Genomic DNA, 24,600 nt, shown 5'->3' on the forward strand with positions numbered 1-24,600 from the left:
TACTATCGATACGTTTTCCTTCGTCAAAGTACTGAAATTGAAGGTTTTTAATCTTCTGAATTAATCGTTGAGCTCAATCCATTAGTCAGGAATTAGGGTAGATAATCATAAAAAATAGTAATTATTTTAGTAATTTATGTCTAAGTTTACCCCAAATTAAAAACGTTGATTATCAAAGAATCTGGATATTCTAAGAGTTTTATGACGATACGATCCTATAAAATAGAGGATAGAGAATCATTAATGAAAATTTTTAAAAGTAATACGCCTAAATTTTTTGATAGAGAAGAGCTTCAGGATTTTCAGGAATATTTAGATCAGAGAGGAGATACCTATTTAACGATATTATATAAAGGAAAAATCATTGGAGGAACAGGGTATTACGTAAAAGAAAGTGACGCATCAGGACGAATTAGCTGGATATTCTTTCACCCTGATTATTCAGGACAGGGATTTGGAAAGAGGGTAGTCGTATATTGTTTAGATATTTTGAGAGCTGATCCAATAGTCAAAAAACTGGTTATCAATACTTCTCAATTCGCATGTAGATTTTTTGAAAAATTTGGTTATGAATTGGTAAAGATTGAAAAAGATTATTGGGGAACCGGACTGGATCTCTATCTAATGGAAAAAGGATTATGATGCTGTTTTTGACTAAAAATGTATCGAGATTTGACCAAATAATACCATTTGTTGTTTGAATTTATGTAAAATAATTTTTTATTCCAGAAAATTCAAAGGATAAATAAAATGAATCACTTTTTGAGAAATGTAATAATGAACCCAATGTTATGAGTGAGGAAACTAATGAAGTGCAGGGTGAATTTCGGCTCTTTTTCAAGAGATAAAAAAATCAAGGTGTGGCATTAAAAGTTATGTTTTTACCTCTTTAATTACTAAAAGTGGTTCAGGTTATTAGTAGCTGATTTGGTAATTGATGCGCTATACATTATAAAAATAAAAGCAGCTATAGCTTATATGAAAACAGCAACAGTAAGAGAATTAAAAAAAGAACTAGGGAGTATATCACAAGAAGAATTGGTAGAACTTTGTATTCGATTGTCCAAATTTAAAAAGGAAAATAAAGAACTGCTCACATATCTGTTATATGAGGCATCTAATGAAGAAAGATATATAGCAGAAGTCAAACAAGAGATCGGAGCATTATTTCTGGAAATCAACACGAATAATTTTTATTATATAAAAAAGAGTGTTCGTAAGATTTTGCGTATTACAAGAAAGTATATTCGATATTCGGGGAAAAAAGAAACTGAAGTAGAACTATTGATTTTTTTCTGTTCAGAACTGAAGAATATTAAACCTTCAATCCAGGAAAATACTGCGCTTTTTAATTTATATACTCGTCAACTCATAGGAATAAGAAAAGTAATGTCTGTACTGCACGAAGATTTACAATATGATTTTGAAATGATGCTACAGGATATCTAATACTATTTCTCAAATGAAGTTAGCTGCTGAAATCATTTCTTTTTGTTTCACACTTCAAAACAAAACACTTAAATATCTTGAAACTTCCAAGTAAGTGATCTGGAAAAGTTTTGTGTCATTTATCCCCCTCCCCCTATTAATTTTAATGTATATTCTAATTGGGTGTCTTTTCCCATTTTAAGATCCTCTACAGTAAAAGGAACTTTGCGATCAGGAGGAACTCCAGAACCTTTGGGGATATCTGTATTCTTGATATATGATGTGATCTTCGTTAAGAAAATCACCATAGTGATCTTAGAATTCGGTAACTCATAATGTACAGGAAAATCTCCAGTATGAGAATAATAACCACTACCAGTTTCTTCTCCTATTAAAAGAATATTCGGGTCGTTTTTTGTCAATAGGGCAAATGTGGAACCGGCGGCATATGTTGCTCCTCCAATTAAGGTATACACATTGCCTTTAAATCTATTTTTATCAGGAACCATAAGTGCTTCCAGATCATCAAAATTTAATTGCCATCCATCATAGGTAGGGTGCGGATAGAATTGAGTTTTGAAAAAATCTTTTTCATTAAGATATGTTTTGGTAACATATTGTTTTTCTGGGACTTCTATAGTAGTAACATAGGTATTGGCTCTTTGCTTATATGGATTTTGAGTTATAAGAGAAAACAGTTGTATAACATTAGGGCGGAAACCTCCATCATTATCTCGTATATCTATTATCAGATTTTTTATTTTGTTCTTGTCTATTTCTCTAAATATTTTTGTTAATCGAGATTTAAAAGCATTGAATTCCATACTAAAAGAATTAATAACCAACACGGCAGTCTTTAGCTTATCTTTATAATATATGTAAGGTTCTTTGTTATGAATATGTTTTGAAAAAAAATCAACTTTATCTTCTTGATGATGATATGAAGTAACATAAGAATTTCTGTTTAGATTTCTTTTTTTTACCGTTGTAAAACTTTCTGCTGGTAGTATTATGGATTTTTCAGTGCCATTAGGTTCTATATATTCAATTGTGAATTCCTTTTGTATGCCGAATTCATACAGGTGAAATAATCCAAATTTTAATTCGATATCTCTATATTTTCTGGTCAGGATGTATCCATCAGTAGGAGTATATTTCCTGAATTTCTCCAGAATTTGTGGCATTTCAATCGTATTAATCTTACTTATTTTTGATCCAATAGGTATCCCAAAATCATGAGTGTCCGTATAAAATTCTGTATTTATAATTTTTAGAATTAATGGGAAATAATATTGATGAGTTTCTATTGCTTTTGAAGGAAACAATAATAAGTTGCCATCTTTAATATGGTTTGTTACAACTAGTATTTTTTTTAACAGTTCTGTGTCAGAAATCTCTTTGGGTAGTGATTGTTCGGTATGCTTAAAGGTTGAATCTAATTTTCTCTTATCAATATAATCATAAAGCGCCGGATGCCCTTTCAATAGGATGTTTTGTAGAATTTTGAAATCTTCTCGCGCTTGAGTATTTGTTAGTTTTCTCTGACCATAAAAGGTTGATGAAATTATCAAAAAAAAGACAATGCACAGACTGCGATTCATTCTATTATTATTTTTTTAAATATAATATTTAGACCACTTCAAAAGAAAAATGTTATAAAAAGCACTCGATGAGAGAAATTTTTAATCAGAAATCTTCAAAAAGCGTATCATCAATACTATATATAGACGTAGATAAAAGGTATATGTTGCTTTTTATACGATTTGTGATTAAAAAATTCGTATAAATTCATTGAATTATTTTTTCTTTATGCAAGGCAAAAAAATCAAGCATAGCTATAGCTACGGTTTATTTTTTAAACGAAGTAGAAAGGAAAAAGAAACGATGAATATGCGAAATTTTTAGTTATAAATCGTATTATATGATTCTTCTGCTGTTATTTATCAAAAAAAAACGGATCCATGCAGGATGTGGATCCGTTTTTTTTAGAAGAAAATGATTTTTATTAATTTAGTTTTCTTAAGTTTTTCTGTATTTTCTTAATAGCAGATTCGATTGATTTTTCGGGTTCAATTACATTATACTCACCCCAAAAAGCAGGATCAGAGAATCCAGATGCTTCATCACTAATCACCACAGAAGATTTTAGACGGTCTTTTGCTTTCAGACTTTCTTTTTCTATATTTTTCTTCCAATCCGTAACAGCCATTTCAATATTTAATTTATAGGTAGAATTAAATAACTTTCTTTTCCAGTTTACCTTAAAGGTTAAATCAATCCTTCCATATCCATAATACCACTTACCATCTTTTTCCCGGTAATCAATGTTGTAGCTAGCTTCAGTAGGATATACTTTTGCTCTGCTAGGCTTTTTTCTAACAAATAATTTGCTAGCCTCATCTCTATCTTCCAGATTAAGACTAAAAATAGCTTTGGTCAATGCTAATGTTTCTGAATCTACATAGACTTTACCATAATATAAAAGATCTGCCTTAGAAGGTCTTTGTTTAAAGTTTAGTACATATAAATAACGATCATTAATTTTTGTAGATTTATCAAAACTAAATTCATATGTTTCTAACATGTTTTCTGTAAAAAGAAGCTCAGGGTTCTTCATCACATCAATGTATAGTGTACTTGATGGACCTCCCTGTAATTTTAGTGTAAGGGTATCTAATTTCTTATAATCTGTACTTTTTCTGGCACGATATAATTTCATGATATCGTCTTTACTTGATTTATAAGGGTTTTTATATACATCAACTACTGCTTCTGAAAGAGATACATATGTTCTTCTTTTCTTAATAGTTTCTCTATAGAAAGCAGTCATTATAGTAGGATCATTAAGATAGTTGATACCTCTGTTTTTCATTACGGCACGCATGATTGCATTAGGGTTCTTAGGGTCAATGTTGACCTCTGATAACTCTGTGACAGATAAGTTTAACTTAATTGTCACTTTTTCGCCCTTTATAGAGGAAAGTGCAATGACCTTGTCATTATATCCTAAAAAAGAAACAGTTACTTCGCCATCTGAAATGTTTTTAGGAATTTTTATAAGAAACTTACCTTCATCATTAGTAATGGTCGAGATGTTTGTTTCATTAAGCGTAATGGATGCGGATATTAGAGGTTTGTTAGATTCACTATCCACAACAATACCTTTATATTCGTCATAATTCGTAGGGTTTTGTACATCCGTATCCTGAAAAAGGGCTAATGCTTGCATATTACAGATATATCCAAGACTTAAAAATACGAATAACAAATAGGTCAGATTAATTTTGTTTGAATGGGTACTTTTTTTGTCCATAACTTATTTTTAAAGTTTATTTTTTTTTGTATACCACTTTGGTTTAAAGCTACTTATACAAGATATGAAATATATTGAAGAACTTTATTGTAAAAAAGTTAAAATATTCAGGATACTTTTGTTTTTTGAGTATTATGACAAAAAATGTTATTAATTCAATAATTAAAAGTCAACTATTCTGTTTTTTTCTCATTATCATGTTAATTATGTGTTTTTATTGCGAGAAAAGTAGTTTGCAAAATCGATACGTAAGGCTATACTTACTCGTGAAATTAAAATAATTTCATTTTCAGTACACTATATTTTTAATGATATCTAGTATGATCTCCAAACCAATTCTTAAGTTTTATATTTAAGATTTCTGTTGTAAACGGTTTCGTAATATAATCATCTAAACCTTTGGCAATAAATCTTTCTGCATCTCCTGGTAATGCATTAGAGGTAATGGCAATAATCGGAGGGACTTTTTTATATTCTTTACGGATATGTTTGCTAGTTTCTACTCCATCTAATTCTGGAAGGTTAATATCCATTAAGATCAGGTCGTATACATTATCTTCATATATTTCTAATGCCTCCATACCAGTTTTTGCCACCTCAGTGGTGCAGCCCAGATAACTAAGGATTTGTTTAGAAACGAGAATATTTGTTTCAGAATCTTCTACCAATAAAACATGAAGATTGAATTTTTGGTCAATGGTTTTGTCAAAAGTTTTTTCGAGAATTATGGGAGTACTTGGTATGTGTGTCTTAAAAGTAAACCAAAAATTACTTCCTTTTCCAATCTCACTTTCCACCCCTAATTTACCATCCATAAGATCTACCAGCTTTTTGCAAATAGTAAGTCCTAAACCGCTGCCTTCTCCCACAATTGAAGTGTCATGATATATCTGACTGAAACGATTAAATAAGGCTTCCTGATCTTTTTTGGTAATACCAATACCAGAATCAATAACTTCTATTTTTATAACAACATCATTATTTTTTTGAGAAACAAGCGATGTTTTTATATTGATAGTTCCTTTATTGGTGAATTTAATTGCATTGCCAATAAGGTTGGATATGATCTGTATAAGCCTGTTATAATCTGCAAAAACATATTCTGGTACGTTATCTGAAAATTCTGAGAGTAAATTGATTTCTTTTGCTTTGCTATTTGCAAGAAACAAATCCACACTTTGATTCACTAATTTTTTTAACCGTATTGTTTTTGGGTATAAGCTGAATTTGCCAGCTTCTATTTTAGAAAGATCAAGTATTTGGTTTAGGATATCTAACAAATTCATCGATGATTGATGAATTGTACTTACGTATTCTTTTTGTAACTCATTTAAATCTGTATTTTTAAAAAGCAAATCAATCATTCCAATTACCCCAACCATCGGTGTTCTGATTTCATGACTCATATTAGCCAGAAAATCTTGTTTAAATTTTGAAGCTAGCATGATTTGTTTATTTTTTTCCTTGAGTTTATCCAGGTTGCGACCACCATACATAGCAAATAATCCAAGAAATAAAGGTGCTGTATCAATTATGTAGTGTATCGGATGTTTTTTTTGTACAAACATAATAGATCTTATAGAGAATTCAAGTTTAAGATTAAGGATGTCAATACTGGTTGCAACTATCGGAAATATAAACCCAAATAATACACCGTACAGGGTATATTTGGATGCTTCAGATTTGATCCATGAGTTTCTATTCATAGACAGCAGTTTGAATGAGATTGTTATCTTAGTTAATTATCTGATAAGATATGCTTGGGGTCTTATAAAGATATTTGCTTAAATATAAGCTTTTTTTAGAAACAGGAACTTATAGTTTGCAACAAACTACCCTCCAATAGCAATCATACTACGATTTTTAGTATGTAAATTGGGGTTTTGTATTTTATCAGGAGTATCCATACCTCCCCGGGTTGCGAATTTATGATGCAAGGCCTTTTTAATTGTGGGGAGTATTGATTGATTGGCTCTTAATGGTTTTAATAAAGAAAATTCTTCTTCGGAAAACAAACAGTTTTTTAACTTACCATCTGCCGTAAGCCTTATTCTGTTACAGGTATCACAAAATGGATTCGTCACAGAACTAATGATAGCAAAACTCCCCAAATATCCATTTATTTTATAATTTCTGGAAGTATCATTTGGTGCATCATTAAGACGCTTGAGTTGAAGAGGAAATACATAATTTACTTTATCCAGAATGTCTTGATAGGTTACTAATTTGTCCATATTCCACTCATTGCCATCAAAAGGCATGAATTCAATAAAGCGGATTGTGATATTTTGATTTTTGGTTAGCTTAATAAAGTCTATGATTTCTGTATCATTAAAACCTTTTATCAAAACAATATTTAATTTTACGCTAAAGCCTTCTTTTTGAAAAAGCTGAATGGTATTCCATACTTTCTCAAATTCATCACGCCGGGTAATTTTTTTGAACTTGTCTCGATATAGGGAATCGATGCTTATGGTAATGGTTTTTACATTGGCTTCTTTAAGAATTGGGAGAAATCGATCTGCTAAAATACCATTGGTGGTTATCCCGATCTCTACCGCTAAGCTTGACAGTTTTTTTAGGATAAGAGGGAAATCTTTTCTAACCATAGGTTCCCCACCAGTTAATCGTATTTTGGTAACACCCAATGCCACGAATTGCTGGGCAATAGTATAGATTTCATCCGTTGTCATAAGATGCTCTCTTGGCGTTAACATAATCCCATCTGCTGGCATACAATACGTACATCTAAGATTACATTTTTCTGTTAATGAAATTCTCAGATAGGTATGTGTACGTCCAAAAGTATCTGTTAGTGTAGTGTCCTTCTCCATATTCAGAATAATAATTTATGTTTGATTAGTATCGTGTTTAGCACCTTTCAAAATCCTGAATGTATGCAATATCGAAGGAAAAATAGCCTCCATGGATTCTTTGGCTCCATTAGTTGACCCTGGCAGGGCAAGTACTATCGATTCTCCTATAACACCAGCTACACTTCTGGAGAGCATGGCATAGGGCATTCTGTTTTGTCCATAATTCCTTATAGCTTCTTCTATTCCAGGGATTCTGCGATCTATCAACGGAATTATAGCTTCGGGGGTAACATCGCGAGGCGATAGTCCCGTTCCTCCTGTAAAGAGGATTAGATCCATATCAGCCTGATGCATTTTCTTTACCTGTTCCTGTATTTGATCAATTTCATCAGGAATGATGATATAGGTATCTACGACTACGCCGCATTCTTCGAGTTTTGATATAATGGCTTTTCCTGCTTTATCTTTTTTATGACCTGCAGAAATAGAATCAGAGCAGACAACAACTCCGGCTTTGTACGATATTCCACGATCCGTAAATGTCGATTTACCACCGTGTTTATGAAGAAGTTTGATTGTCTGAATTTCTACATTCTTATCAATAGGTTTTAGCATATCATACATTGTGAGTGCCACTACAGAAGCACCGTGCATAGCTTCTACCTCTACACCTGTTTTATAAATCGTTTTTACTGTCATTTCAATAACTATTTCCAGCGTATTTATTTTATAATTAACACTGGTAAACTCAACAGGTAACGGATGACAATCCGGTATCATATCACTGGTTCTTTTTACAGCAAATAGTCCAGCAGTCTTTGCCATTTCAAAGACATCACCTTTTGGGATGTTTTTTGAAATAATAGCTTCAATAGTTTCTACAGCGCCTACTTTTACAATTGCTTGTGCTACTGCGGTACGCAGCGTATTATTTTTGTGAGTGATGTCTACCATATTTTAACTATTTACTTTCCAGACATGTGTTTCATCTTCAAAAATCTCTTTTCCAAATATGGGAACTTCTTTTTTTATTTCTTCTACAAGAAATTCCAAAGCTTTAAAAGCTTCTTTTCTATGTGGAGAAGATACAAAGACAAATAAGCAGATTTCGCCAGCTTTTACTATCCCCATACTGTGGTAAATATGCATACAGGTAAGATCAAATTTTTGGAAAGTAGTTTCTCTGATCTCATGGAATTTATTTTCTGCCATTTCGGTATATGCAGAATACTCAATTGCCTGTACAATTTTACCATGTATTTGATCAGCTCTAACCTGTCCTAAAAATATATCGTGTGCACCGATACTTGTCTTTGTTTGGTGCTTTTCTATCGAATTAGCAATAAAAGCAGGACTGATCGAACCTTCTACAAATACTGTTTTTCTTTTGTTCATTTTTTTTTCATTTTTAACCTCCAGAAAAAGGAGGGAGTAGTGCTATTTCATTCGCAGATGTCAATAACATATCGGATGTTGAGATTTGTTTATCAACGACTATATTAAATGACAGACCTTGTAAGTTTATGTATGTATCTTTTAAGAAAATTTCTAATTGAGCTACTTTGCATTGATCAGGGACCGCAATAAGTTCCTCGTTACAATCAGTTATTTCTGAAATCATACCAAAATATAAAATCTTTAATTTCATGCAATTGCTTCTTTATATTGTTGAGGAGTATTTATATTTTTAAGGTGAAATGATTTATCTTCTTCTATTATTATAGTTTGAACCTGTAAGGAAGAAAGTAACTTTTGTAATTTTAATTGTTTCTTCTGTATACAATCCAGAAACAGACTGGAAAGTGATTTTTTGTAGATCCCTATTAAGGGATTGTTCTCATAATGAATAATATCTTTTTTTGGTTTAAAATGCTTCATTAATTTTTCTAATGAATATTTTTTAATAAAAGGAATATCACAACTCAGAATTAAATTATTTTCTGTTTTAGTGTGTGATAAAGCTGTGTAAATTCCTCCGATAGGTCCACAATCAGTTATAGAATCGACAATACAGGGGTAACCAAACTGATGATATCCAGTATGATTAGTGATAATTAAAATTTTATTTGTCAAAGTTTTTACTTCATTTATAATATGACTTATAAATGGATCACCATCAAGTTTCATTAGTCCTTTTTCCTGTCCCATTCTGCTGCTTTTTCCTCCAGCAAGTATAATGGCAGTAATACTGTGGTCTTTTGAATTCATAGCTGGTATTCTTTAAGTTGTTTATCTAAAAAATCCCAACAATTTTTATTTATTTTTTCAAAAGAATGAATCATTTCTAAACCATACTCGGTAATAAAAGTTCCACCACCACCACTTCCGCCAGTATTAGTAATAACAATAGGACTGGCAGCATTTTTATTAATAGAATTCACCAAATTCCAAGCTTTTTTATACGACATCCCTAGTGTTTTGGCCGCTTTAGAAAGCGAACCTTCATCGATAATGGTTTTCAGAATTTTGATTCTTCCTTCCCCCAGAAATACGCCTTCTTCACCTTCTATCCAAATTCTGCTTTTTATGGTATACATGATGTTTCGTTATTTCCTGAAAGATATAACGAAAAATAATAATAGCATATATTTTTCAAAATTTTTATGATTTTTTTAAAAAATGAGAGACATATCGGGTATACCGAAAAAAGAAAGTTGATTTATTATAAAATCATTCAAGCTATGAAGGAAGTAAGATTGTCTCAACTTCATTTCCTTTTGAAACTTTGTTGATCGCTTCGGGTATATAAACCAGGGCGTTTGCAATTGCATAGGTATAGAGCATTGCAGAACTTTGCCCTTCAAGAATTTCGACCTGCTCATTATGCACTTTTGCTTTTAAAAACTGTGCTCGATCTCCTTTTTTAATAAAATCAGTAGTAATAATTTTCATAGTCCTTGTCAATCCGGTATTGAATGTACCCAGCATTTTTTCTATGACCGGTAGCACATAAATATAGAAACATGTCAGTGAAGAGGCTGGATTCCCTGGAAGTGCAAAAATTAGTGACGAACCATTTTTTCCAAAAAACAATGGTTTACCCGGTTTTTGCTTTATTTTATAAAATAATTCTTCTGTATTTAATTCTTGCAGTGCTTGTTTTACAAAATCATAATCACCAACGGATATCCCACCACTAATTAGTACCAAATCATTACTTTGTATCGCTTCTTGTATCGTTTTTTTGGTTTTTTGATATTCATCCTGAACTTTATATTTGGTGATATTTTTAATAGACAATTGTTCTAAAACAGCTTCTAATTGAATAGAATTACTTTCATATATTTTACCATCATAAAGTGCTTCTCCGGGAGCAACCAGTTCATTACCTGTAGTGATAATAGCAACCTTAGGCGGTACATAGACATCAACTTTGTTAATACCTAAGCCTGCCAGAAATCCTATGGCAGCAGGAGTTAATGTAGTTCCTTTTACAAGTGCACAATCTCCTTTTTTGATTTGTTCACCTACAGGTCTTATATTTTGATTTTTATGTATTTCTTTGTTTATAATTATTGTATCATCTGATCTGGATACGTGTTCTTGTATAACGATAGTGTCTGCATCATCAGGAACTCTGGCTCCCGTAAAAATTCTGACCCCTTGCCCAGGTTTTAACCTATAATTGGCAGTATCTCCAGCTTTAACTTCTCCAATAATTTGATAAACATTAGTGTTTTCCGGATGCATCAGTAGTGCATATCCATCCATTGCTGATTGACGAAAAGGGGGCATATGCATAGGAGATGCGATATCTTTACTGAGGGTTAGTTTTTTAGCATTTTTTAGAAAAACATTTTTAGAAACCGGTGCATAATGTATTGAAGAAATTATGAACAACGCTTCGGGAACAGAAATCATACGTATTATTTTTCTCCAAAAATATTGTTTTGAAGAAAAGAAACCTAGAATTTCAAAATAATTGAAATTTTATTTAGAGTATGCATAAAAAAACACGGCAATTTTACTTGCCGTGTAACCATATAAAACCTTACTTTTTTATGATTGAGTTAACCTTTAAAAACTATTTTTCTTAGTTTATATCCTTCTATTTTTATAAAATATGTCTTAGGGTCTACATAATTATGAATGAATTCATCAATCAGACCATGTTCTAATAATCTTCCTGTGAGGGTATAAAGATTGTATTTTATACCTTCTGGCACTTCTTTTATGTCTTCAAATGTTTGAAGCCCTGTATTTTGTTGACACGTTGAATCAGCTAAAAACCGATCAATAAATGTTATTTTACCTTTTCTGTCACCTTCTAAGGTTACTGTTGCAGTTTCGTCTACATCAAGTATACCTGTTCCTGAAATATCCCCAAGGATAATTAAACAAGCATTTCTAATTTTAATTCGAGCTCCATTTTCAAGATGTAAACTTTCTGTAATAAAAATTACACCTTCTTCTGTGTTTTCATCTAAACCATTAATTATGGTATTTTCTGTTACTGACATTAACTTATAAGAAATGTCTATTTTTACATTAGCAAATGTTGCGCTGGTAAAAAATAATGTTAATAAAGGTAAAAATATTTTCATAAAGTTCAGCTTTTAAGATTAAATTGTATTTTAAATTTAGTAGGTTAAAACCTACTTTTGTTGGTTTTTTATCGTTTAAAAACGCTTAATCAACGACAAGATACGTGTTTTTTATGTCAAAACCGTAGTTTTCAAATTTTATTTACCTGCTTATTTACTACTTTTTTTAGAAAATATCTCTTTATGCCCAATGGATACTGGATTCTCAACAAATGTTAAAATTTATATTTTTTACAAAAAAAATAAGTGTAATTTTCACACTTATAAGGGAATATACTAATCCTCTGAATTTTTAGTTTTTATTTTAGAATTTAAATAGTAGTTTAAAATTATTTAGTTCTAAATTTGATAATTAATGATGCGCCAACTATTATTATTTTTTCAGAAATTCAGCATTTGGTTCAAGGCTTTGCTTAGAGAGTTGATTAATAATCTTATTAGCTTATTTTTTATTCTTGCATTATATTTGGCGCTTTGGCATTTTCCTCAAACTACAGACTTATTGTTGATTCTTAATCAAGCAGATGCTTTTTTATTAGAAGTGCCTTTATATTTTGGATTTCTAGCAGTTTCGGCATTTTTGATCTGGAATGTTCCTAAATATTTTTATTATCATAATTATAAGGACATATCTCTTAAAAATCTTATAGGTTTTATTCCTAATCAACATTATAGGTTTCAACAAAAGAATACTTCTGTCAATTATGCATATATGGTCAAGGTTCATATGCGAAAAATTGTTCCCAGAATACTTGCTATTTTATTATTGACAATTTCGGCATTAAGTATTCTTAATGCTATGGAAATGTTTGGCTTAGAAAATGTTTACACCAGACTGTTAAATCCAGTGAATACGTTAATTCTAATTATCTTTTTATTACTGTTATTATCAGAACCTAAGTTGTTTATTTTTTTTAAAGATATTTTTAACAGGACTCCTAAAAAGAGAATTGTTCTTATAATGTTATCCATAGGACTGGTGCTGCTTATTTTGTCATTAGGGACTCTTAATACACAGGCAGAAAAGGATTTAGGTAAGTTGTTTCTTGCTAATAGTGCGTTAGCATTGTTGTTTGCTACTTTATCGTTTAATAGTTACCATTTTTTGAAAGAATTTCCTAAGAAATTATTTTATGGAACAATTCTGACAGCTGGTTTTTTAATTTTAATAGCGTTTCTGGTTTTCAATTTTTATCCGGATCTGGCAAGTAATATAAATCCATTATCTATTTTGGTATTTTCATTACTGAGTCTTTTTATGATCATTTTTATTTTGATTTTGGTAGGTAAAAAAATAAAGTTACCCTTATTTACTATTGTTTTTATACTAGCTGTTTTTTCTGCCAGATTTTTCTCAGATACATTAGATCATTACCATCTTAATTTCAAAACAAGTGAGGTAGAGCGATCTCCTATGGATCAATATATGTATCATTGGATAAAAAGCAGAGAGGATAATATCAAGAATCATCGTGGTGTTTTTCCTGTTATATTAGTTTCGGCAGAAGGAGGAGGTTCTCGAGCAGGATTATGGTCTTTTTTAGTACATAGCTATTTATATGAAAAGTCTGAAGGTGCTTATTTTAAGGAGAATTTACTTTCGTTAACAGGTGCTTCGGGAGGAGGAGTGGGAAATACTATGTTTTTTGCAGAAGCGCAAAATGCAAATTTGAATGCCGTAAAACCAAATTTTAAGATTCATAAAAAAGGGGAACATCCAGATATAAAATATAAAGCAAGTGCTATTTATAAGAAGAATTTTTTATCAGTAGCATTATTGTCATTATTGGGGAGAGATTTGTTTAAAGAGGTCACAGGTTTGTTTACTTTTAAAAATAGAGGTCAATTATTAGAAGAACAATGGAATAAAGCAAATAGAGAATATTTTCACAATTCGGATGTGCAAATACCTTTGGAGAAAGATTTTTTATCTTTTTATGATCATGTTTATCATAAAAATAAGTTTATTGATACTTTACAGATACCTCCTTTATTATTTATAAATACAACACATACCCAAACCGGAAGCTATAATATGATAAGTCCGGTTACATACACTAATATTAGAGCGTTTACGGGGATTGATGATTTTTTAGATAATTTACAATCAAGTCACCCTAATAAGTCTATTTCACTTTCTACAGCAATGCGTATTAATGCCAGCTTTCCTTTTATTACACCTGTGGGAGAAGTTAAGAATACTAAAAAATCGGCTGCATATGTAGCAGATCAATATGCAGATGCAGGATATTATGATAATTTGGGAGGTAGGGTTTCTAAAGGTGTTGAAGAAGTTTTTATGCGAGTGATGAATGATCATTTTCCTTTTCTAAAAGAAAAAATAAAAATCAAACACCTTATTATAACTAACGAGAAAATTAATAAAAGAGCAAAAACCGAAAACCAGTTATTAGCTCCATTAGCAACATTAAAAAATACAAGATCCGGGCATACTCAGGAAATTATGGAAATATTAGGTGATGATTATGTGATTGAATTAAAACAAACCAAAATAATACCATCTTCAGCAAAGTTACTATCAAAAAATGCAAACAAGCAACAACTCGAAATAAAACCAGTATTGCCATTAGGCCGATATTTGTCTACAATTGCAATTCGTTCTATGGAAGCCAGACTACAGGAAATAAGTAAACAATTAGATACAATTTTAGAAATTAATTAAGACAGTTGTCCTTTTTTTTTGTATTTTTGTCAAAACCAAAAAATAACCTCAATTATGGGAGCAGTATCGCCATTAGATTTCGAAGGCCTTGAAAATAAAGGTTTATTGCGTTATCTTAATATAAATATACCATTACGTAATGTTTATGATTTTATTGAATTATCAAGGAATGGTATAGATAAAAATTCGTTACTGCATCTTGCCAAAACTATTGATTTTGATATTAGTGAATTAGCTCATGTATTGCATTTGTCAGAACGTACAATTCAGCGCTATGAATCTAATAGAAAGCTAAGCACAGAAGCTAGTGCCAAAGCCTTACAATTAGCTAAGCTTTATGCAAAAGGAGAAAATGTTTTTGGAGATTTAGATCGTTTCAAACGATGGATGGAGCACCCTAATATTGCATTAGCTACAAAAAAACCAAAAGAACTTTTAGATACGACGTTTGGATTTCAGTTATTAAATGAAGAATTAGTCCGTATAGAGCATGGAATTTTTGCATAATGTTGGTATACAGAATAGCCAAACAAAAATATATTAAAGATCTTACCGGAATAGGGGCAAAAACTGTTGGAGGTCGATGGAATCCAAAAGGTGTTGCCGTACTATATACCAGTACCTCTGCGGCACTTTCTGTATTAGAAGTACTAGCTCATTTACCAGTAGCTTACTTTCCAGATGATATGTCTGTGGCTACTATAGAAATACCAGATGAATTAGTTTCTTCTATTGATATAAAAGAACTTCCACGAGATTGGGATAAAATTCCACCATCAACAGGTATTCAACATTTTGCGATGAACTGGATTTCAGAAAATATATCTGTAGGCTTAAAAGTACCCAGTATTATTGTGCCTAAAGAGCAAAACCTTCTTATCAATCCGTTACATCCTGATTTTGATTTGGTAAAACTAATAGAGATAGGACCATTTAGTTTTGATACCAGATTACTAAAATGACGTTATAATCACTAACTATTCGTAATTTTTTGTTAATTAATCACTTGTGTACATATGTTTTTTGCTTTTATTCAATGAGTTAATTTTAATTTTACTCCTGCTTACGTTAAATATTAATAAAGAATTTCTTACATTTTTACATTTTGCATAACTTGCAAGGTTTAATATACGTAATAAATCTTCAGTTTTTACGTCATATTATGGTAGACTAATTTTAATTTAATAAAAAAATGAGTACGAAAATGAAAAAATTGTATTTTTTTGTTGCATTCGTAATTACTTTCGTCAGTTGTAAGAATGAGGCAAAAAAAGAAAAAGAACAGGAGTCCGATGCTATCGCTGAGGTAGAAAAAATTCCGGGTATTGTTTTAGAAAATATGGATAAGGAAGTTAACCCGAAAGAAGATTTTTATAACTATGTTAATGGTAACTGGATGAAGAATACAGAAATTCCGGATGACCGAACAAGTTGGGGCGGTTTTGGGGTATTACGTAAATCTACAGATCAAGATGTACTGGGGATTCTGGCAAAAGCAAAGCAAAGCAAAAAATATACTACAGAAACAGATCAAGCAAAGGCACTAGCTATTTTTGATTCTAAGCTGGATACAGTTGCTAGAAATAAAGCAGGTATCACACCATTGCAGCCAGCATTAAATGATATTGCAACCATAAAAAATCTAGAAGATTTACAAACAGTACTTGCTAAAAACGCTGCAGTTTCTTCTCCTTTTATAGGTATTGGGGTGCAAGCAGATCTGAATAACAGTGCCATGAATGCAGTGTATTTAGGTCAGAGTGGTTTAGGTTTGCCTGATAGAGATTATTATCTGGATCAAGATGAAAAATCCAAAGAAATCAGAGAAAAATATGTAGAACACATTGCGAGAATGTTGCAAATACTAGGAGACTCTGCAGCTGATGCTAAGGTTGCAGCAAATAAGATCCTAACGATGGAAACAAAATTGGCTACACCTAGATTGGATAAAGTAGAAAGTAGAGATGCTAGAAATTATAATAACCCCAGAACATTAGAAGAAACTGACAAAATTTTATCTTCTATTGATCTTACTAAGATGATTAGCGAATTGGGAATTACTAAAAAATTTGATACCATTATAGTAGCACATTTACGTTATACAAAATCATTAGATGGTTTTTTAAAAAAGACACCTATTGAAGATTTAAAAACATTAGTCAGATGGACTACTTTTAATAACGTTACAGGACAATTGACTACTGATATAGAAAAGGCTAATTGGGATTTTTATAGCAAATATCTAAGAGGCCAAAAAGTACAACGCCCGGCAGATGAGAGAGCATTGGCAGTAGTTAATAATACAGTAGGAGAAGCTTTGGGGCAATTATATGTAGATGAAAAATTTCCACCAGAAGCTAAAACCAAGGCAGAGAAAATGATTTCTAATGTTATTGAAGCTTATAAAGCACGTATTGAGAAGTTGGATTGGATGGGAAATGAGACAAAGAAAAAAGCTATAGAAAAGTTAGAGAAGTTTACTATCAAAATAGGGTACCCAGACAAGTGGGAAGATTACTCTAAGATGGAGGTGTCTGCTGATAGATCTTATTTTGAGAATATGACAGCGGTAGGTAAATGGGCCAGAGAAAAGAATTATGAAGAAATAGGAGAACCCGTGGATAAAAGTAAATGGGGAATGTCACCACAAACAGTTAATGCTTATTTTAACCCGCGTAATAATGAAATTGTTTTTCCGGCAGCTATATTACAACCGCCTTTTTATAATTATACTGCGGATGAAGCTGTTAATTATGGAGGTATTGGTGCTGTAATAGGTCACGAGATTTCGCACGCTTTTGATGATTCCGGAGCTCGGTTTGATGCAGATGGAAATTTAAAAAATTGGTGGACAGAAGAGGATCTCAAAGCTTTTACAGAACGAGGAAGTGCGCTGGCGGAGCAATATGACAATATAGAAGTATTGGATAGTGTATACATCAACGGGAAGTTTACACTAGGAGAAAATATTGGAGATTTAGGTGGGGTTTTAGGTGCCTATGATGGGTTACAGATGCATTTGGCAGAAAAAGGGAGACCAGACGATATAGATGGTTTTACGGCAGAGCAACGATTTTTTATGTCCTGGGCTACTGTATGGAGAACCAAGGTGAGGGAGGATGCATTAAGAACCCAGATCAAAACCGATCCACATTCTCCGGGAAAAACAAGAGCAATACAACCTTTACTTAATGTACAGGCATTTTATGATGCTTTTGATATAAAAGAAGGAGATAAAATGTATTTGGTTCCAGAGAAACGAGTAAGTATCTGGTAATACTTAATACTATTTCTTAGAAATAGTTTCGTAAATTTGACACATATAAAGCCTGTAAAATTCGTTTTTACAGGCTTTCTTTATTGAACTCATCTAGAGAGAAATGCTTTGGCCTATAAAATTTACTGTTGCACGCTAATTTTATTCGCTTTCAGGTTTAATACCTCGAGGCTTGCCTCGTTAATTATACGATTTGTGATTAAAAAATTCGTATAAATTCATTGAATTATTTTTTCTTTATGCAAGGCAAAAAAATCAAGCATAGCTATAGCTACGGTTTATTTTTTAAACGAAGTAGAAAGGAAAAAGAAACGATGAATATGCGAAATTTTTAGTTATAAATCGTATTATTACTATTTTGTGACTCGATGTCACAAAATAGTAAATATATCCATAAGAGTCATAATGTTACAGTTTTGCTGTATCATTTGTTGAGTAGTGCTAATTATAGAAGAGTAGTATTGACTGATTCAGTAGATAAGGTTTTAGTCGAAGTTTGTAAAGCTATAAGTGATAGATATGAGATTCATTTTTTGGAAATAGGTACAGATAAGAATCATGTTCATTTTTTGATTCAGAGTGTTCCGTCATATAGCGTTACAAAAATTGTTACCACGGTAAAAAGTTTGATAGCAGGGGAAGTTTTTCGACGTTGCCCGGAGGTGAAAAAACAATTATGGGGAGGCGAATTTTGGGGCAAGGGGTATTTTGTTAATACAGTTGGTCAACATGGCACAGAACAAATGATAGCAAAATATGTCAAAAATCAAGGGATTGAAGAAGAGTATAAGGTTTTGAAAAAAGATAATCAGCTAAAATTATTTTAATGCCTCGTGGGCTTGCCCCGAGGATTATTTACTGTTTTTTTTAACCGTAGTTATGGCTGCGCTGAAAAAAAACTATTTCATTATAGCACAAAAGCGAAACTTTTCGGTTGAAAACCACTGCTCAAGATGCGTTCATTTTATGGCTCTAGTTTTTCAAAAAGAATATACTACCATTTTTCAACTTGAGCTTACTGTGTGAAACAATATCTTTTCATCTAATCATTCAGAATAAAAGCTGACTGTTTTGATTATACTACATTTTCTTTGTTTTAAAATCGCTGTTCAGATAAGTTCACTTTACAAAACAACATGTCATAAAAAAGAAAAAAGCATTTTATACTATTAAACTACCTATATGAGTTTAGTCATTATTTTAGACTTTTTTCCCCTATAAGTATTGTATTGGTTCCTAGAATATTTTCGTAGGAAGTAAATACAAGCTGAGAAGCAAAAGTTGATTTTAAGTCATTTAATTTATCTTTTTCTTTAAGGTAAATTCCAGCATTAAAAAGTATATAACCTTGTGGTTTTAGAAGAGAAATTAATTTTTCCCAAAGCGCTATTTCATAAAAAGCTTGAGGTACTGTATTATCTATAAAAATATCGATAATTATAAGTTCATAGGTATTTTTACAAGTATCCACATAAGTCAAAGCGTCATCACATATAATTTCAAGACTATGATTTGGGATGATATTGAATTCTTGTGCTGCAATGTTAATAATTACAGGGTCAATCTCAATTGCTGTAATCTTTCCAATATGTTTAAAGTCTTCTCTAAGAGATTGTATAACACTACCGCCGCCTAGCCCTAAAAGTAAAATTTCTGAAGATGAAGAAATATTAATTTTTGATAAACTATAACTAAGTATCTTTTGTAGTGTGCCATAGGAATAGTTTGCATTTTTAGTATCTAATACTTTTTTTCCATTTATCCATGTAATTTCAAGAGAACCATTAATTCTTGATTTTGTTTTTTTAGTTACAGGCCATAGGTAGCTCAGCAGTTGTTTCATGCTTTATGATTAGCTTTGTTCTTATTTAATATATACCTATATAAAAAATAAGCATACAGAAAAAGCCGCAAATTATGAATGCTAATTTCTAAGAATTCACGGTTTATTGTTTTTATAAAAAGTATTATAATGCTATAGCTGCAGTTTCTGCAATAGCAGGGTTATTTTCTACTGTACTGCTGCTTACTCCAATTGCTCCAATAATTTCATCTTTTTCATTTTTAATAGAAACATCTCTAGGAAAAGTAATGAATGTTCTATAGTGAATATTGGACTTCCTGATAGGGATAGTTCTCCTATTGCAACCAGTATTCATACTATAAGATTGCGCTGTTTTTACTTTTTTAAGAGAAATATCCAGCGATCCTAACCAAGCTCCGTCCATAGGTACAAATGCAACTAGGTTTGCCACAGAATTAACAATAGATATATTCCTTTTAGTATTTACATCAATTGACTTTTTTTTGACAGCCATTATAATCTTTTTTGATTGTTCTAAATTGATATTCAATGTGTAATCTATTTTTAGGGTAAAAAAGTGTAAACCAATTCAAATAACAAACGACAATATCACGAATAATTAATATTCACAAGGTGAATTATTTCATAAAGTATACATAAAATTTTAAGGCGTAACATCAAATGATTGCTCAGCAATGTGGTATGTTGCTCTAAGTCGTTCCAGAATCCTGTGTTTGTATAATATTTTAATGAATACCAGTCATAAATTGGGGGTTGTACAGCATCATTTTTCTTGTCCAAATTTATCCGCTAGTAATTCCCAGAGTTCTTTGTTTTCCCGATCGTATCCTAATGCCCATATTCCAATTCCTGCTATATTTTTACTTTTCATCCAATCATATTTAGAAGAAAGCGACAAGCTGTCATCAAACCAGATTTGTTTATCTTTTCCCTGTGTGTCTTTGTATACTACATAAGCCGTAGCACTGTTAGCATCGTATGTAGGTGTTAGTCGTAATGAATTGATCTTTTTCTTTATCTGATCGTAGGTATAGTGATTCGTAAATTTGATCACTTTACCTGGAATTGATTCTGTATTTGTTTGCCATTCTCCACCATAATAGGGGAGGCCTACAATTAGTTTGCTGGGTTGGACTCCCTGTTCTATGTAGTAATTAACAGAATGCTCTAAACTGTTTTTACCCCAGGTAGTGCTGCTTTTTAAAGGAGCTATGGGACCTGCATGATGACTAAAACTTCCATAATAATCATATCCCATCATAGTATAAAAATTAATATAGGGATCAATTGTTTTAATATCAAAAATTCTATTTCCATCCACAGCATATAATGCCAGAGAGATTTGATATTTACTATTATCATTGCGCAACTTCGTAGATAGATTTACAAGAAAGTTACTGAATTCTTGTTTATTCTTTTTGGAAACTCCTTCAAAATCTATATTTACACCATCAGCATCTCTCAATTTTAGCAGCGCGCTTACACTATCAATAAGAGTTTCCTGAGCTTTTGGGTTTGCTAAAAAAGTAGCATTATTTTTGGCTCCAAAATTAGTTACAGACAAAAATACTTTACAATTATTTGCTTTGGCACTGTCTACAAGGTTTGTGGTTTTCCACTGATGTATTTCGTGATAGCTTCCCGTTCTGGGATTTATAGTATATGAGAAATATGAAATACCCCACAATAGAGAAAAGTCGTAATTTTTGTAAGCAGATCCTTCTGAATACATATGCCATCCGAAAGTTTTATAATCTTTATGACGACGATACCCGGACTCGTGCTTATAATGTTTTTTTAATTCATTAACGCTATCCCATTGTGCTTCTGTTTTGAGATTTATATCACTAGATTTTATATTTTTTCTAAAATCTGAAGTGCCGTATGATTTTGTTATATCTGTAGTATCGGGAGTGATTACGATTTTTTTATTTTTCTGATCCGTAGCACAGCTAATCAGGATAAGAGGGAGTAGTAAAAGTATTTTATTTTTCATAAAAGTAGATATGAAACAAACAACTATATAGTGTTTATTTAAGGTTTTTAAATTATCAATATCTAAGATATGCAAAATATGATACCATTTCCGATTTAAAAATTCCCTATTCAAAGTTATTGTTTTGTATAGAAATATTTTCAATGCATATATGGAAGTGATTTATACTTTTTTTAATTCGCTTACTTTGAATAATGCTGAATAATGTACTCTAATCAGAATTACTTTTTAAAACTTATTATATGTATTCGTTAGGCATTTTGGAGATAAGATTCGTTAGTTCGAGTGCTTCGACTTTAGGAGAAGTGTATCGAGAATAGAATTTTAATCCAAAAAAAGCTGTTCTTGATACATTTTGTCTTCATTTCAATTAGACAAAACATTACTATTGACGTATTCTTTAACTCGTCAGTTGATACATTGGATAAAATTTTTATTGGCTGTCTCGAATTGACTCTTTTTTAATATAATTATTTCTAAATGTACAACAGGTTATATGTATCTACGGTTATAAAAAATGCTTGATTTTATCAACTATTTCATTTTTTTTGATGTGACCAAACCAGGAATGTAGCAATTCACTTTTATCATTAAACAGGGCAAATGTAGGAGTACCTTTAAATTGATTACTAGTAAATGTTAAGGATATTTCTGGTAGCTTTTTTAGGTAATTACTAACTTGTAGACGTATGAGTTCTTGTTTATCGATGCTATAGGTTAGAAAATTAGAGTATAGACTGCAAATATTAGCAGTTACTTCTTCTAATTGAGAAACTTCCATTTTTTTATCCATAATAATAGGAAATTCGGGTTGAATTTGAAGTGTTTCATATCCATATTCCTGAAGTGCTTTTTTCGTGTGCCCCACCAATGTTCCTTTTTCTACTAAACCCGTAGTGTTTTGGGATGTATTCAATTCAAAATCTTCAAAAGCTGTTGAGAGTGCTATAATGCCAATGTCATCTTTGTACTTTTTGTATAATTGATTAAAGGTTGGCAATGCGTATAAGAAGCAACCGGGACAATTAACCTGAAACATTAATAATAAGTTAAGTTTTCTTGAAATAAATTGGCCTTGTATCTTTTTTCCTTGATACAAATGAAGTGGAGTACTTTTCATATGTTTAAAAACGACATTAGATAGGTGTTATATTTCCTTATTTTTTAAGTCGAAAAGAAAAAGGAATGTTTACACAGAGATATGATTCTGTTGTAGTTGTCGGATTTGTATTTCTTATAAAAATATTTTTTATAAATCAAAAAAAATCCAATCACAGTGCTGCGATCGGATTTTTATATTTTGATTTGTTATTTATTAGCTATTAAGCATTACTGGCATAACAAGCATCGTCACACTTTCTCCTTCATCTAATCCATCTATGGGTGTGAGTATCCCAGCGCGATTGGGTAAAGACATTTCTACCTGTACATCATCTGCATTAAGATTATTTAGCATTTCGCTTAAAAAACGAGAGTTAAAACCAATTTGCATGTCATCTCCCTGATAATCACAAGTAAGTCGTTCTTCAGCTTTGTTAGAATAGTCAATATCTTCTGCGGATACATTTAGTTCTGCTCCAGCTATTTTTAGACGTATCTGATGCGTAGTTTTATTGGAGAAAATAGAAACTCTACGTACAGAGTTTAAAAATTGTGAGCGAGGAATCGTTAGCTTATTAGGATTTTCTTTGGGGATTACTGCTTCATAATTAGGATATTTTCCATCAATTAGCCTACAGATCAATTGCGTTTCATCAAAAGTAAATTTAGCATTCGATTCATTGTACTCGATCAATACTTCAGAATCACTACCAGCGAGAATACCTTTTAAAAGATTTAATGGTTTTTTTGGCATTATAAATTCTGCTGCTTGAGAAGCTTTTACGTCCTCCCGAGAATATTTAACTAACTTATGTGCATCTGTCGCTACAAAGGTAAGACTTTCTGTAGAAAATTGAAAAAACACACCACTCATCACGGGGCGTAAATCATCATTACCTGTTGCAAAAATCGTCTTACTTATAGCAGTAGCCAGAATATCTCCTAACAAAGAGGTTGCACTTGGATCTTCTAATTCTACCGCTTTCGGAAATTCTTCTCCATCGGCATATGCTAGTGCATATTTACCATGGTTAGAACTGATTTCAATGGTATTATTATTCCCTACAACAAAAGTTAGGGGTTGTTCAGGAAAAGTTTTTAATGTTTCTAACAATAACTTTGCCGGTATTGCAATGATTCCTTCATCAGATGACTCTACATCCAGTTTTGCAGAAATAGTAGTTTCTAAATCTGATGCAGAGACCATTAAGGCGTTATTATCTAATTCGAATAAAAAGTTATCTAGAATCGGTAAAGTGTTGCTACTATTAATAACTCCACCTAATACTTGAAGTTGTTTTAGTAAGTATGAACTGGATACTATGAATTTCACCCGTTTAATTTTTTTTGATTAGACTGTAATAAAACAGTTGCTATAAAATTATAACTACGCAAATATAATTGTAATCTGCAAGGATTTTGGTATGCCAAAAACTATAGTTATTAACAAAGCTGTAATAGTTATTGACGATGTTTTTGCAAGAAAAGCTTATTGGGCTCATTGTATGATATTTCTGATAAAAAGTAAAAAAGACAACATTATAGGATTAAATCATTTAAGCCAAAGGCGCAATTTGATTTAATCCGCTGTTGTACTATGCGTTTTTTTTTTTTTTT

23 protein-coding genes are annotated in these 24,600 nt (G+C 31.5%); 7 read left to right on the top strand and 16 right to left on the bottom strand.

Annotated features, from left to right (window positions below; genetic code table 11):
* Nucleotides 1-165: 165 nt before the first annotated feature.
* Together F0000_RS00775 and F0000_RS00780 are read left to right on the top strand one after the other, a co-directional pair.
* The gene (locus tag F0000_RS00775; protein WP_149622784.1) at nt 166-642 is read left to right on the top strand and encodes a GNAT family N-acetyltransferase; all 477 of its coding nucleotides are present in this window, start codon (nt 166-168) and stop codon (nt 640-642) included.
* A gap of 336 nt (nt 643-978) precedes the next feature.
* On the top strand, nt 979-1,449 hold the full coding sequence (locus F0000_RS00780; RefSeq protein ID WP_149622785.1) for a hypothetical protein: 471 nt from the start codon (nt 979-981) through the stop codon (nt 1,447-1,449).
* Nucleotides 1,450-1,568: 119 nt separating this feature from the next.
* Here the strand turns inward: F0000_RS00780 and F0000_RS00785 are convergent, their stop codons facing one another.
* The 11 genes from F0000_RS00785 to F0000_RS00835 form a co-directional block, all read right to left on the bottom strand.
* Nucleotides 1,569-3,029: a S41 family peptidase gene (locus tag F0000_RS00785; protein WP_149622786.1), complete on the bottom strand. Its 1,461-nt coding sequence runs from the start codon at nt 3,027-3,029 to the stop codon at nt 1,569-1,571.
* A 404-nt stretch (nt 3,030-3,433) separates the two neighbouring features.
* Entirely contained in the window at nt 3,434-4,741 is a 1,308-nt protein-coding gene (locus F0000_RS00790; protein WP_149622787.1) for a carboxypeptidase-like regulatory domain-containing protein, read from the bottom strand.
* 305 nt (nt 4,742-5,046) lie between these two features.
* Complete coding sequence (locus F0000_RS00795) at nt 5,047-6,447, bottom strand: ATP-binding protein (RefSeq protein WP_149622788.1); 1,401 nt, start codon at nt 6,445-6,447, stop codon at nt 5,047-5,049.
* Between the two features lie 126 nt (nt 6,448-6,573).
* Entirely contained in the window at nt 6,574-7,575 is a 1,002-nt protein-coding gene (gene moaA, locus F0000_RS00800) for a GTP 3',8-cyclase MoaA (protein ID WP_149622789.1), read from the bottom strand.
* A 15-nt stretch (nt 7,576-7,590) separates the two neighbouring features.
* Nucleotides 7,591-8,511, bottom strand: coding sequence for a bifunctional molybdenum cofactor biosynthesis protein MoaC/MoaB (moaCB, locus tag F0000_RS00805; RefSeq protein ID WP_149622790.1), 921 nt, complete (start codon nt 8,509-8,511; stop codon nt 7,591-7,593).
* Nucleotides 8,512-8,514: 3 nt separating this feature from the next.
* On the bottom strand, nt 8,515-8,952 hold the full coding sequence (locus F0000_RS00810; protein ID WP_149622791.1) for a molybdenum cofactor biosynthesis protein MoaE: 438 nt from the start codon (nt 8,950-8,952) through the stop codon (nt 8,515-8,517).
* A 13-nt stretch (nt 8,953-8,965) separates the two neighbouring features.
* Nucleotides 8,966-9,205, bottom strand: coding sequence for a MoaD/ThiS family protein (locus F0000_RS00815; protein WP_149622792.1), 240 nt, complete (start codon nt 9,203-9,205; stop codon nt 8,966-8,968).
* Nucleotides 9,202-9,765, bottom strand: a complete 564-nt coding sequence (locus F0000_RS00820; protein WP_149622793.1) for a molybdenum cofactor guanylyltransferase — start codon at nt 9,763-9,765, stop codon at nt 9,202-9,204. The genes F0000_RS00815 and F0000_RS00820 overlap by 4 nt, the downstream gene beginning before the upstream one ends.
* Nucleotides 9,762-10,094 (bottom strand): winged helix-turn-helix domain-containing protein, encoded by a 333-nt coding sequence (locus F0000_RS00825; protein WP_149622794.1) that lies wholly within the window; start codon nt 10,092-10,094, stop codon nt 9,762-9,764. The genes F0000_RS00820 and F0000_RS00825 overlap by 4 nt, the downstream gene beginning before the upstream one ends.
* Before the next feature lie 142 nt (nt 10,095-10,236).
* On the bottom strand, nt 10,237-11,418 hold the full coding sequence (glp, locus tag F0000_RS00830) for a gephyrin-like molybdotransferase Glp (protein WP_149622795.1): 1,182 nt from the start codon (nt 11,416-11,418) through the stop codon (nt 10,237-10,239).
* A gap of 149 nt (nt 11,419-11,567) precedes the next feature.
* The gene (locus F0000_RS00835; protein WP_149622796.1) at nt 11,568-12,101 is read right to left on the bottom strand and encodes a hypothetical protein; all 534 of its coding nucleotides are present in this window, start codon (nt 12,099-12,101) and stop codon (nt 11,568-11,570) included.
* A gap of 355 nt (nt 12,102-12,456) precedes the next feature.
* Here F0000_RS00835 and F0000_RS00840 point away from each other — a divergent pair, with 355 nt between their 5' ends.
* The 5 genes from F0000_RS00840 (at nt 12,457) to tnpA (ending at nt 18,888) form a co-directional block, all read left to right on the top strand.
* Complete coding sequence (locus F0000_RS00840) at nt 12,457-14,784, top strand: patatin-like phospholipase family protein (RefSeq protein ID WP_149622797.1); 2,328 nt, start codon at nt 12,457-12,459, stop codon at nt 14,782-14,784.
* A 54-nt stretch (nt 14,785-14,838) separates the two neighbouring features.
* Entirely contained in the window at nt 14,839-15,291 is a 453-nt protein-coding gene (locus F0000_RS00845) for an antitoxin Xre/MbcA/ParS toxin-binding domain-containing protein (protein WP_149622798.1), read from the top strand.
* Nucleotides 15,291-15,746 carry an RES family NAD+ phosphorylase gene (locus F0000_RS00850; RefSeq protein WP_149622799.1) on the top strand — a complete coding sequence of 152 codons (456 nt, stop codon included), beginning with the start codon at nt 15,291-15,293 and terminating at the stop codon, nt 15,744-15,746. The genes F0000_RS00845 and F0000_RS00850 overlap by 1 nt, the downstream gene beginning before the upstream one ends.
* A 242-nt stretch (nt 15,747-15,988) precedes the next feature.
* Nucleotides 15,989-18,061 carry a M13 family metallopeptidase gene (locus F0000_RS00855; RefSeq protein ID WP_149622800.1) on the top strand — a complete coding sequence of 691 codons (2,073 nt, stop codon included), beginning with the start codon at nt 15,989-15,991 and terminating at the stop codon, nt 18,059-18,061.
* Nucleotides 18,062-18,429: 368 nt separating this feature from the next.
* Nucleotides 18,430-18,888, top strand: a complete 459-nt coding sequence (tnpA, locus tag F0000_RS00860) for an IS200/IS605 family transposase (protein ID WP_149622801.1) — start codon at nt 18,430-18,432, stop codon at nt 18,886-18,888.
* A gap of 368 nt (nt 18,889-19,256) precedes the next feature.
* On the opposite strand, the gene F0000_RS00865 is transcribed toward tnpA, so the two are convergent.
* The 5 genes from F0000_RS00865 to dnaN form a co-directional block, all read right to left on the bottom strand.
* Nucleotides 19,257-19,904, bottom strand: a complete 648-nt coding sequence (locus F0000_RS00865) for a spermidine synthase (RefSeq protein ID WP_149622802.1) — start codon at nt 19,902-19,904, stop codon at nt 19,257-19,259.
* 124 nt (nt 19,905-20,028) lie between these two features.
* Nucleotides 20,029-20,415: a heme-binding protein gene (locus F0000_RS00870; protein WP_255452583.1), complete on the bottom strand. Its 387-nt coding sequence runs from the start codon at nt 20,413-20,415 to the stop codon at nt 20,029-20,031.
* 234 nt (nt 20,416-20,649) lie between these two features.
* On the bottom strand, nt 20,650-21,882 hold the full coding sequence (locus tag F0000_RS00875) for a glycoside hydrolase family 18 protein (RefSeq protein WP_149622804.1): 1,233 nt from the start codon (nt 21,880-21,882) through the stop codon (nt 20,650-20,652).
* Between the two features lie 508 nt (nt 21,883-22,390).
* Complete coding sequence (locus tag F0000_RS00880) at nt 22,391-23,002, bottom strand: hypothetical protein (RefSeq protein WP_149622805.1); 612 nt, start codon at nt 23,000-23,002, stop codon at nt 22,391-22,393.
* A gap of 195 nt (nt 23,003-23,197) precedes the next feature.
* The gene (dnaN, locus tag F0000_RS00885; protein ID WP_149622806.1) at nt 23,198-24,316 is read right to left on the bottom strand and encodes a DNA polymerase III subunit beta; all 1,119 of its coding nucleotides are present in this window, start codon (nt 24,314-24,316) and stop codon (nt 23,198-23,200) included.
* Between the last annotated feature and the right edge of the window lie 284 nt (nt 24,317-24,600).

This window comes from Aquimarina sp. RZ0, from assembly GCF_008370685.1.
In the GTDB taxonomy this organism is placed as follows: Bacteria; Bacteroidota; Bacteroidia; order Flavobacteriales; family Flavobacteriaceae; genus Aquimarina.